We start from the raw sequence: 11,303 nt of genomic DNA, 5'->3' as shown, positions 1-11,303 counted from the left end.
TCATCGAACTCGACATCGCCTATCCAGGCCGCATCCGGTAAAGACCGGCCTCAAGCCATCAGAAACGATCTTTACACACCTGAAGTGACAACCTCGCCGGCTTCGGCACCACTGCATTCGCAGGCGCACGCCTCTACGACCGGGACGTGAGCACCGGGACTGGCGACGTGGCTTCACGACTGGGGCTGTTTCACAGGCGGACACCTATAAAACGGCGCTTTCAGCCGTGTCGATTCCCGTAGTCGTGTTCACTGGCGACCTGGGGTTATGGGCTGATTGCAGAGGTCTTCGGGAACTTCTGATTTCTGTAGTCCTGTGCACTACCGTCGGTTCTTGTCTTACTCGTGTTCACTGCACGGTGAGGTCGGCATGGTCGACGGCGTGGCGGGTGTGGCGGAGCTGGGTGTGCTGACGGCTTCGGCGGAGGAATGGTTGGCGGCTGTCCGCCGGGCCGAGGTGATCGGCCGGTTGGCTCGGAAGCCGCGGGTTCGGATCCCGGAAGCGGATGAGGCGTCTATGGGCTGCTGAAGCGGTGGCGGGCGGGGTCGGGAGTGGCCTCTGATCTGCTCCCGCGCCGGTCGAGCGGTGGTCGGGGCCGAGGCCGTATTCCCGAGGAGGTCGAGGCGCTGCTGTTGGAGGTGATCCGTTCGCGGTATCTGACCAAGCAGCGTCGTACGGTCACGGCGGTCTACCCGTGCACGTCGGGGTATGGCTCCGGCTGCTGCGCACCCTGCTGGATGAGGTCAGCATCTCTACCTCCAGGGTCCGCCAGCACTCGACCGCCGTGCTTGATCTGATCTGGAACACCGCAGCACTGCCGCCGCGCGCTGGCCTGAACGTCTGGCGGCCCTACGAGAGACTCGACCTCGAACGGCAGGAAGCCATGCTCGAAGCCGCCGCCTGCGCGCTGAACCTCGTCCAGATCGGGGCGATCGTCGCGCGAGGTACGCTTGGCCCGCTTCTGACCCCCATGCCCTACCGGCCGGCCTACGACGGGACCCGCACCAGACTGCCCAGCCGACGGCCTTCACGGCTACCAGAGCACGACCCGGCCGACCTGGACGCAGCGCTCAAGAACGTCTTCGAGACCGCGAAGACCGACCAGGCCACAGCACGCTGGATTCTGCAGTGCCTCACCTGGCGACTTCGGAGCACTGCGGCCTTTGACCACGAACGCGAGAGCCTGATCCTGATGTGCGGCATCCCACCGGAGTTCCTTCCCGAAGCCCACGAATGGGACTTCGAACGACCGGGCCCCCTCGGGATCATGTGACGGGGCTGACATGCTCGCGAGCGTCTGTTCCACTTCCAAGAAGTGGAACACGTCCCACGACCCCCGTCGCGACATTGGAAATCGGACGGCGTCGGACACTGATCGTTCCAGAAGTCGTTCCATATCTTGCGTTCCAGAACTGCCGTACGGAAGTGAATTTCGGTACGATCAGTGGATGGCGAACAGCGGCGAACATCCAAAGGCAGGGCTTGAACTGGGCTACGCGCGGGTTTCGACCACAAAACAGTCGCTGGAGCGGCAACTGGACTCCCTGTCCGCGGCGGGCATCCCGGACGGCCAGATCTACGTCGACAAGAAGACCGGCACCACCGTCGACCGCGACGGACTGAACCGACTACTCGCCTACGCCCGCCCGGGCGACGTTATCGTGGTCCACACCCTCGACCGGATCGGCCGCAACCTCCGCGAAGTCCTCAACCTCGTCCACGACCTCTCCGAACGCGGCATCGGCGTCCGCTCCCTCGCCGACCCGCTCCCCATCGACACCGCCGACGAAGGCATGGCCCGCATCGCTTTCCTCCTCCTGGCCCTGTTCGCCGAGATGGAACGCACCTTCACCGCCGAACGCGCCGCCCACGCCCGCACCGTCGCCGAAACCGCCGGCCGCCAAATCGGCAGACCCATCGCCCACCCCGACGACAAGATCGAATACGCGCGGCTCCTCAAAGCCCAAGGCGACTCCCTCGGCACCATCGCCACCAAGACCGGCATCCCCAAAACCTCTCTGCATCGCTACCTCGCAGGTGATTCGGCCGGTGACCGGGCATGAGCGGGCTCTACAAGGATCGTCCGTACGATGCCGCACTCGACGAGCGGATCACACGCATCGCGAGCAAGATCGAGGCTGCTGCTGCGGTGCCCGGCAACCTGGCGTCCTTCGGTGCGAGCAAGCACCAGTTCCGGCTGAACCCTGCACTGGGCGAAAAGACCGTCACCGACATCGAGCGCACTCACGGTGTACGGCTGCCTGACCCGTACCGGCATTTCATCACCGTCCTCGGCGACGGCGGCGCGGGACCGACCTACGGCCTGCTTCCGCTCGCGCGAGCCATCGAGGAGGTCAGCGACTCCTACAGCGGGCATCTGGCCGCGACCAGCCCATTTGAGCCAGGCGTAACGTACGGAGACGACTGGTGGGATGAATTCGAAGACGAAGAGCACCACCATGATCCTTGCCAGGGCGCGCTTGCCGTGGTGCATCACGGCTGCACGTCCTACACCCTCCTCATCGTCTCCGGCCCGGCCCGAGGCCGCATGGTCGCCATCGACTTCAACGGCGTACCGGCCCCCTACGTCCTGGAAGACATCGACTTCCTTGCCTGGTACGAGCGCTGGCTGGACGAACTCGCCGCCGGCTACAACGTCACCCGACATTCCGAAAAGATCCCAGGAGGGGAGGGCGAACTCCTGGCGATCGCGGTCGCTGATTCCGGCCGCGAACGCCGCACCCGAGCCACGTGGTCCCTGTGCGCGCTCCCAGCGTTGACGGCCTCCGCCCAACGGACGCTGACCGACTTGGTCGCCGACCCGATACCTGAAGTACGCGAGGCCGCACTAAAGATCATCCGGCACCACCAGGTCAGCGCAGGGCACCACGCAGCACGAGTGGCGCTTGACGACAACGACCCGGCCGTCCGCACCGCGGCCATCAGCGCCCTGCGCTCTCTGGCGATTCCAGACCTTGCTGCCGTCGCTCGCGGACTACTACACGACCCCTCAGAAGAGGTCGTCACGCGCGCTGTCTGGGCACTCAAGGAGTCCGCAAAGATCACGGTCGATGACCTTGCACCGCTCGCCTCGTCCCCGTATCAGAACCTGCGCGTCACAGCGATCCACCACCTGCGGTACGCGACCGGTACGGTTACCGACCCACTACTCTTGGCCGCCCTCGCAGATGACGAGCCGGCAGTTCGCTGGACCGCCGTCCAGGCAATCGAGCACCTGGATCTACGTCGCCTACAGCCCCGGCTCGCGGCGCTCTTGCAAACCGAAACCGACAACACAGTCTTGACCAATCTCCGGCGGGCGGTACCCAAGCTCGCCGAACATCAGAGCCGAAGACGCCTCTTCTGCAGATTCTCTCCGCCCTGAAACAGCCCTCGCCGTCAATGCAGACGACTTCGGGAATCAGTGAAGAGAACTCCGGAAATCGACATTCAGCCGGACGCGTCCTGGACAAACGCTGTTTCATGAGTCGCTGCACGAGTGGCCGTCTGAAACGCCCCATGAAACACTTCTGGGGTGCACGACGACGACTTCCTCCGTGTGGAAGCCCACGACTGCCCGATGACCGCCTGCGCCGCCCCGGCCGGCTCGCCCTGCCGGACCGGCAAGGGCAAGGTGGCCGTCCAGTACCACACCGCCCGCTTCCGGCTCGTGCCCTTGTTCGCCAAGGCGCTCAACGTCCCCATCCCGGCCGTCCGCAAGCCGGGAACGGCCTGGATCGAGCTGCCCCGCCCGGCCGTGACCGACGCCGAGCCGGCCGGGCACGCGCGGATCGGCTACGCCCGCGCCTCCACCGTCCGCCAGTCCCTGGACACCCAGCTCGACGCACTCAAGGGCGCCGGCGTCACCCGCGTCTTCGCCGAGAAGATCTCCACCCGCGCCACCACCCGCCCCGAGCTCGACAAGGCCGTCACTCTGGCCCGCGAACTGCGCGCGGCCGGGGTCGCGGTCACCCTCGTGGTGCACGAGCACAAGCGACTCGGCCGCGGCCTCGACCTGGCCGCCCTGGCCGAGCAGCTGCGCGCCGCCGGCATCGCCCTGGAGTTTCTCACCGGCGAACTGCAGGGCTCCCACGATCCGTCCGGGGTGGTGTTCACCGTGCTGGCGGCCCTGTCCGGGATGGAACGCGAGTACATCCGCGACCGCACCCTGGAAGGCCACGAATCCGCCCGCGCCCGCGGCAAGGCCATCGGCGGCGCCGCCGTCACCGACGAGAACATGCTGTCCATGGCCCTGCACCTGCGCGAGCAGAACCTCAGCCTGCGCGACATCGCCGCCCGGCTCGTCATCACCAGCGGCAAGAAGAAGGGACGTCACCCTTCAGCCGCGACCGTCCTGCGCATGCTCCGCGACCACGACCAGCAAACCGCGATCTGACCGGCCGGGCCCGCCAAGCCCCAAGGACCCGGCTGAACGAGGGAGCCGTCGCAGGCGGATCGCCACAGCCGTGCGGCGGCAGACCGGGCACACCAGGTTCCCGCCCGCGCCCAGCCCCTCCACCAGCTGATCGTTGGTCACCACGATCTCCCGATCGCCCGGGGCGACCATGACCACCTCCAGCCACGGCCACGACGTTTCATCGGTGTCGGCGGCCGCCAGCGGGCGGCGGACTGTACCGGCGACGCATCCGGAACGGATTCGCCTGCCGGGCCAGTGCTCCTCCCACACCTGATCATTCTCAGCGCCAACCGCTGTTCCTGGGTTCCTCAACCCCGAGGTTGACGCGCGGGGTCAGCAGTCGGCCGATCTCGAACGGTTCGACCGGCAGCGGCGCCAGCAACGGCTGTTCGATGGCGAAGCGCTCTCCGATGGTCTGGGTGCGCATCCGGATGCGGCGGCGCTCGTCTTGCCGGTCCCACAGGTCGATCTGGGCGTTGAGCTCGGCGATCGAGTTCGCCTCGGGGATGGGCACCAGGTGGTTGCGGCGGAACCAGCCGATCTGGCCTTCCACGCCGCCCTTCTCGTGCGCGCCTTCCACCCCGGGCCGGCAGTAGAAGGCGTCGATTCCGGCCCAGCTGCGGAAGGCGACCCAGCGCTCGCTCTCCTGCCGTGCCCGGCCAAAGCCGAGCACCTTGGTCACCGCGGCCTTCAGGTTGTCATAGCGCACCTTGCCCCGAGGCAGCCCGCCCAGCATGGTCATCGCGTGCACGTGTCCCTCGAAGAAGGCCTCTTGGGAGCAGGTAAGGAAGACCCGGTGGATGGCTTTGCCCGACCACGACAGCCGGAAGGAGAACAGGTAGCAGCGCGTCAGCTCGCCGGCCAAGCGGACCCACACATCTCCGAAGTCCACCTCGGCCCCGGGCCGATGGCCCTGTTCGATGAACACCTGGGGAGGCGCCCGGCCTGCCTCTAACCGGATCTCGGGACGGCGCTTGCGGACCTCGTGGTTGTCGTGCTGGTAGGCGGTGACCTCCTCGATGTCGGCCAACTGCGCGCTCGCGCCGCCGGCCCGCTCCACCACCTGCCGGACCGACCCCATCCCCGCCGCCTGCATTCGCACCGCCTTGACCAGCACCTCGACCGCGGCCCCCAGGTCGGCCCGGTGGTCAGATGCCTCGGTGTCCCCACTGGCCTCAATACTGCCGCCGGTGTCGGTGTCCTCGCCCACATACCGACCTGACCGGTCATGGCCGTGAGGGCCATCATCACCATCTGCGCGGCCGCAGCCTCGGCCACCTCGACCGGCCCGCCCGGTACCAGGCCCTGCAGCACGCCCCGCTAGATCGTTGATGTGAAATTCGCTGATCGTCTGCGGGCACAGCGAAGGGCGTCCAAGATCGGTTTGTGAAGACTGAGCTGGACGCCCTTCTGACGGCACTCTATGTCTATCTGGACGATCATGTGATGCCGGCGCCGGCATCGAGAAAGCCGCCGCCGATCTGGGCCATCGGCTGATCCGGCCTGCCCGCGAGGACGAGCCCGCACCCGCCCTGCCCTTCCCTGGCTGATTACGCCAGCGCATCGAAGCGATCATCTGGACGCTGAAGAACCAGCTCGGTCTCGAACGCCACAACGCCCGCCACTCAGACGGCCTCTGGGCGCGCGTCAGCCAGCGCATCCTCGCCCTCAACGCCGTCATCTGGCACAACTTCGGCCCAGCCGCTGAAAGCACTTGAGCGCGGGCGTCAGCGCCAGCAGGTGCTCATCGGTGTCGGTCTTCTCCCTCGCCCACGCCAGTTCCTCCTGCGAGGGGGAGTGGAAGAGGTACAGCTCGCGCGTCATCATCAAGCGCGGGAACATAGAGCTGTTCGCGCCACAAGCGGCGGGCGACGTACCAAGCGGGGAGTTCCTGCCCCTCGTCGGGGACCGGACCGGGTTGGAAGGACAACGTCCGATCCTCGAACGTCACACCACCGTGCCGGGCCAACTGCTGGTGCATATGAGCGATGTGTTGCTCAAGTTCATAAGGGCTTCCGCGGGCGGCGGCGCCCTTCCTCGCGCAGACGTGCACCGTCCAGACACGGTCCCTGTGTTCCATGGCGAGGGATGTGGCTGGAGTGTTTTCCGAGGTGAGACCCTGAATCGCCGGATGTGCTCTACCCCCGAGGGGTCACTGGTTCGAACCCGGTACCGCCCGCCGTGGGGAAGACGCGGGCCGCGCGTTTGAGGACCTGGAGGCCGTCGGTCACCTCGACCTCGGCGACTCCGGGGATGGCGCCGACGTCGTGGGTGAGGAAGCGGTAGAGCGTGTCGTCGTCGGCGACGGCGATCTCGCCGCAGAGGTTGTGCCGGCCGGTGGTGGCGGCGATGGAGAGGACGTCGGGGTGGTCGGCGAGCGTGCGACCGGCGACCTCGAGGCGTGAGGGCAGCACGCGCAGCCAGACCAGGGCGACTACGGGTCTGCCCACCTGTGCGGGGTCGACGACGGTGCGCAAACGGAGCGGGCCGCAGCGCATGAGGGCCTCGGTGCGGCGGCTGGCCGTGGCGGAGGAGACTCCGGCGCGGGCGCCGAGCTCGCGCCAGCTGAGCCGCCCGTCGTGGGCGAGGGCGGTCACGATCGCCTCGTCGACGGCGTCGGTCGTGATCTGCCGGGTCCCGCCCGCCTCGGTCCAGGCGTCCCATCGGTCGGCGCGGGCGAGGGTGAGCTCGCGGGTGTGCAGGATGCCCGCGGTCCAGCCGTGCGGCGTGGCGAAGCGCCGGATGACGCGGAGCATCTCGCCCGAGCGTACTCCGGGCAGCTCGCGCAGCTGCCGGGCGGAGATGTCGAGCAGCTGGGCCGAGGTGCGGACGGCGACCTGCGCCACGCAGTCGACCTCGCCGCCCGTGACGGCGAGGTAGCCGGATTCGGGCCACTCGGCGATCTTCTGGGCGACGGTGCGGCTCGCTCCCGGCTCGCACCGTACGCGCAGCCAGACCGTGAACCCGGCGTTGGCCCACTCCCTATCAACCACCGCGGCGACGGTGATCGTTCCTCGCGCCGTCAGGGCGGCGATGTGCCGGGAGGCCGTCGGCGGGCTGGTCCCGGCGATCGTCGCGACCGTGGCGGCGGACGCGCGCGGGTGGGCGAGGAGCACCCCGGCGATCCGCCGGTCGATGCCGTGAAGGATGTCGTTTCCGTTCACCGGAAGGGCTTTTGTGAGCGTTTCGTGCGACATTTCCGGCATCGTTGCAGTGGGTGTGGGTTCTCCGCAAGCCTGACCACCGCACAGGGAACTGGGGGAGAGGTGGATCGGGTGGAGCCGGTGACGTTGGGAGTGATCGGTGCGGGGCACCGGGGAGCGGAGGCGTACGCGGACTACTGCCTGCGCCACCCCGATCAGGCCCGGGTGGTCGCCGTCGCCGAGCCCGACCCCGGGCGGCGCGCCGCGATGGCTGCCGCGCACGGCCTGCCCTCGGACCGGGTCTTCACCTCATGGGAGGACATGCTCGCCGGGGAGCGGCTCGCCGAGGCGGTCGTCGTCGCGACGCCGGACCGGGTCCGCAGCGGACCGGTGGGAGCCGCGGCCGATCTGGGCTACGCGATCCTCGTCGAGAAGCCGGTGGCCGTCGAGCCCGGCCAGCTCGACGAGATCCTCGCCCGCGTGGCCGCCGCCGATGTTCCCGTCGCGGTCGCCCATGTCCTGCGGTACACGCAGTTCTTCCGTCAGATCAAGCGGCTGCTGGACGAGGGCGCGATCGGGCGGCTGATCCACCTGGAGCAGACCGAGGACCCCGGCTACTGGCACTTCGTGCATTCCTACGTACGGGGCAACTGGCGGCGGTCGGACACCTCGAGTCCGCTGCTGCTCGCCAAGTCCTGCCACGACCTCGACGTCATCACCTGGCTGGTCGGCGCGGCGCCGGACCGCGTCTACTCCACGGGCCGCCTGACGCAGTTCCGCCCCGAGAACGCGCCGGCGGGTGCGCCGGAGCGGTGCACCGACGGCTGCCCCGCGGCGGCGAGCTGCCCCTTCTACGCGCCGCGCTTCTACGTCGAGCGGCTGCGCGAGCGGAACACCTGGCCGGTCACGGCGGTGACCGCGGACACGTCGGAGGCCGGGCGGCGCAAGGCGCTCGAGACGGGTCCCTACGGGCGATGCGTCTACCGCTGCGACAATGACGCGGTCGATCACCAGGTCGTCGTGCTCGACTACGCGGACGGGACGACGGCGACCCTGCGGATCGGCGCGTTCACCGAGGCCAACACCCGTACCGTACGCCTGCTCGGTTCGCATGGCGAGATCGAGGCGCGGCTGGACACGGGTGTGGTGACGCTCCGCCGGTTTCTGCCGCGCCCCGGCGCCGAGCTCGGGGGCGCGCCACGGTGGGACCGTGACGCCGAGGGCCGCTCGGGCATGCCGGACGACGAGGTCATCACCACGGTCACCGCCCCGGTGGACGAGGCCGACCTGATCGCCGAGCCCGGCCGCCGGGAGTCGGACGGGCACGCCGGCGGCGACGACGGGCTGATGCGCGAGTTCCTGGCGATGGTGTGGGAGCGCAGGGAGCGGCCGGACGCGACCCCGCACGCCACGCTGCCGACCACGCTGGCCAACGCGGCCGTGAGCCACCGGATCGCGTTCGCGGCCGAGGAGTCGCGGCGCACGGGGGCGGTGGTGACGCTGTGACCGGGGCGGCACGCGCGCTGGCGGAGCGGGTCCTGGGCCGGCCCGCCGGTGATGTCGACTTCGAGCTCGACCCCGGGCTCGGCGCCGGCCGCTTCGCCTACGCGGCCGCCGGGGGACGGCTGCGCGTGCGTGGCGGCGACCTGCCGGCGCTCGGGGCCGGGTTGCACCACTACCTCACCGACGTCGCCGGGGTCCAGGTCACCTGGGACGACCCCGGAGCCGCGCACGGCCTGCCCGCGGGCGGCTGGCCGGACGCCCCGGAGACGGGCGCCGTGGCCGCGGTCGCGCTGCGCACCTACTTCAACGTGGTCACCACGGGGTACACGGCCCCCTTCTGGAGCTGGTCCAGGTGGGAGCGCGAGATCGACTGGATGGCGCTGCACGGGATCAACGCTCCGCTGATGGTGCTCGGGCACGAGGCCGTGCTCGCGGCCGCCTTCGCCGAGCTGGGGGCCGGTACGGGCAAGATCGCCGCCTGGCTCGGCGGCGCCCCCTACCTGCCGTGGACGCTGATGGGCTCCACCAGCTCCTGGGGCGGGCCGTTGCCCAGACGCTGGCCCGAGCGGCGGCTCGAGCTGGCCCGCCGCGTCCTGGCCCGGCAGCGCGAACTCGGCATGACCCCGGTGCTGCCGGCGTTCGGCGGCCATGTGCCCGACGCGCTCGGCGGGGCGGGCTCGCGCCGTACCATCTGGCAGGACTTCTCGACGGCTCTGCTCGAGCCGGGCAGCGCCGCGTTCGACGAGGTCGCCGCGGCGGTGGCGCGCCACCAGCGCGCACTGCTCGGGACCGACCACCTGTACGCCGCCGACCCGCTCATCGAGTCCGTCCCGCCGTCGGCCGACCCGGACTACCTGGCCCGGCTCGGCGCGACGATCTGGCGCGGGCTGCGGCGGGCCGACCCGGACGCGACCTGGGTCATGCAGGCCTGGCCGTTCCACTTCAAGCGTGCCTTCTGGACGGCCGACCGCATCGCCGCCTTCGTACGGGACGTGCCGGCCGACCGGATGTTGCTGCTGGACCTCTGGGCCGAGCACGCGCCCGTGTGGGACGACAGCCGGGGGATCACCGACCGGCCGTGGGCCTGGTGCGCGATCCACAACTTCGGCGGCCGCTTCTCCCTCCACGGCGACCTGCGGGGGCTCGTCCGGGAGTGGCGCCGGGTTGAGGCGTCCCCGCAGCGTGCCCGGCTCCGTGGCTTCGGCCTCGTCCCCGAGGCCACGGAGCAGAACCCGGCTTTCTACGAGCTGGCAGCCACCCTTCCCTGGGATGCGCCGGACGACGTCGAGGCGTGGCTCGCCGGGTTCGTGATCCGCCGCTATCGGCTGGCCGGCGCCGGCGAGGACGTCCGCGGGGCGGCGCTGGAGGCCTGGCGGATCCTGGCCGCGACGCTCTACGGCCCCGGCGCGACCCGGTCGATCCCGTCGCCGGTGATCGCCCGGCCCTGGGACGCCGACGTGCCCTTCCGCAGCCAGCGCCTGGCGGGGGAGGAGCTCGGCCCGGACCGGCCGCCGTCTGCGAACATCGACGCCGAGACGGACCCGCGGGTCGAGGGCGACCTGCCCGAGCTGGCCAGAGCGGCGGAACTGCTGGCCAACGCGGCCGAGCGGCTCGGGCCGGACGGCCCGTGGGCGGGCGACCTCGCCGACGTGGTGACCCACGTGGTCGCACAGGGTGTGCGGGCGCCGGTGCGCGCCGCGGTCCGCGCGTCGAGGGCGGGCGACCGCGCCGGTGTCGAGCGGGCCGCGGCCGAGGTCCTCGCCGCGTTGGACGGGCTGGAGGAGCTCGCGGGCACGCGGGCCGACCGCCTGACCGGAGCATGGGTGCGGGCCGCGCGGGAGTGGGGTGACGACGCCGAAGAGCGGGACGTCCTGGGCCGTGACGCGCGCCGGATCCTGTCCGTCTGGGGCCGGCCAGGCTCGGGCCTGCACGACTACTCGGGCCGGCACTGGGCGGGCCTGCTCGGCGGGCTGTACCGGCCCCGGTGGGCGGCCTGGTTCGCGCTGCTCGCCGAACTCTCCGACGGTGAGCGGGCCCTGACCGACGAGCGCCTGGCCCAGTACCGCGAGCGCGTCGCCGCGATCGAGGACGCCTGGGTCGCCGGGCCGCACGATCACGCGACGACGCCGACCGGCGATGTCGTCGCGACCGCGCGCCGCCTGCTGGCGCGCGCCACGACGGGCCCCGAGCGGGACGCGGGAGCACCGGCCGGCACGGAGCCGGCCGACGAGAGGAGATGA

At 70.2% G+C, this 11,303-nt stretch carries 9 protein-coding genes and 1 pseudogene; 7 read left to right on the top strand and 3 right to left on the bottom strand.

The genetic code is table 11. The annotated features are described in order from the left end of the window. The first annotated feature begins 694 nt into the window (after positions 1-694). The 4 genes from ACZ6SA_RS44590 (at position 695) to ACZ6SA_RS44575 (ending at position 4,396) form a co-directional block, all read left to right on the top strand. Complete coding sequence (locus tag ACZ6SA_RS44590) at positions 695-1,273, top strand: hypothetical protein (RefSeq protein WP_465835190.1); 579 nt, start codon at positions 695-697, stop codon at positions 1,271-1,273. A 175-nt stretch (positions 1,274-1,448) separates the two neighbouring features. Continuing rightward, positions 1,449-2,063 (top strand): recombinase family protein, encoded by a 615-nt coding sequence (locus tag ACZ6SA_RS44585; RefSeq protein WP_465835188.1) that lies wholly within the window; start codon positions 1,449-1,451, stop codon positions 2,061-2,063. After that, positions 2,060-3,385: a HEAT repeat domain-containing protein gene (locus ACZ6SA_RS44580; RefSeq protein WP_465835186.1), complete on the top strand. Its 1,326-nt coding sequence runs from the start codon at positions 2,060-2,062 to the stop codon at positions 3,383-3,385. The genes ACZ6SA_RS44585 and ACZ6SA_RS44580 overlap by 4 nt, the downstream gene beginning before the upstream one ends. A gap of 150 nt (positions 3,386-3,535) precedes the next feature. After that, positions 3,536-4,396, top strand: a complete 861-nt coding sequence (locus tag ACZ6SA_RS44575) for a recombinase family protein (RefSeq protein WP_465835184.1) — start codon at positions 3,536-3,538, stop codon at positions 4,394-4,396. Positions 4,397-4,697: 301 nt separating this feature from the next. Here ACZ6SA_RS44575 and ACZ6SA_RS44570 read toward each other — a convergent pair whose 3' ends face one another. Further along, on the bottom strand, positions 4,698-5,627 hold the full coding sequence (locus ACZ6SA_RS44570) for a transposase (protein WP_465835182.1): 930 nt from the start codon (positions 5,625-5,627) through the stop codon (positions 4,698-4,700). 232 nt (positions 5,628-5,859) lie between these two features. Between ACZ6SA_RS44570 and ACZ6SA_RS44565 the strand changes: the two are divergent. Further along, positions 5,860-6,135, top strand: a pseudogene (locus tag ACZ6SA_RS44565) (IS982 family transposase); the annotation flags it as partial. On the opposite strand, the gene ACZ6SA_RS44560 reads toward ACZ6SA_RS44565, so the two are convergent. Further along, positions 6,095-6,247 carry a hypothetical protein gene (locus ACZ6SA_RS44560; protein WP_465835180.1) on the bottom strand — a complete coding sequence of 51 codons (153 nt, stop codon included), beginning with the start codon at positions 6,245-6,247 and terminating at the stop codon, positions 6,095-6,097. The pseudogene ACZ6SA_RS44565 and the gene ACZ6SA_RS44560 overlap by 41 nt on opposite strands. 308 nt (positions 6,248-6,555) lie before the next feature. Further along, complete coding sequence (locus ACZ6SA_RS44555; protein WP_347648513.1) at positions 6,556-7,581, bottom strand: Lrp/AsnC family transcriptional regulator; 1,026 nt, start codon at positions 7,579-7,581, stop codon at positions 6,556-6,558. A gap of 120 nt (positions 7,582-7,701) precedes the next feature. On the opposite strand from ACZ6SA_RS44555, the gene ACZ6SA_RS44550 reads away from it, so the two are divergent. Beyond that, positions 7,702-9,066, top strand: a complete 1,365-nt coding sequence (locus tag ACZ6SA_RS44550; RefSeq protein WP_347648512.1) for a Gfo/Idh/MocA family protein — start codon at positions 7,702-7,704, stop codon at positions 9,064-9,066. Then, the gene (locus ACZ6SA_RS44545; protein ID WP_465835177.1) at positions 9,063-11,303 is read left to right on the top strand and encodes an alpha-N-acetylglucosaminidase; all 2,241 of its coding nucleotides are present in this window, start codon (positions 9,063-9,065) and stop codon (positions 11,301-11,303) included. The genes ACZ6SA_RS44550 and ACZ6SA_RS44545 overlap by 4 nt, the downstream gene beginning before the upstream one ends.

The organism is Nonomuraea sp. NPDC049378 (assembly GCF_055586745.1).
The sequence above is the reverse complement of the archived record's forward strand: the minus strand, read 5'-3'. Positions and strand labels throughout refer to the sequence as shown.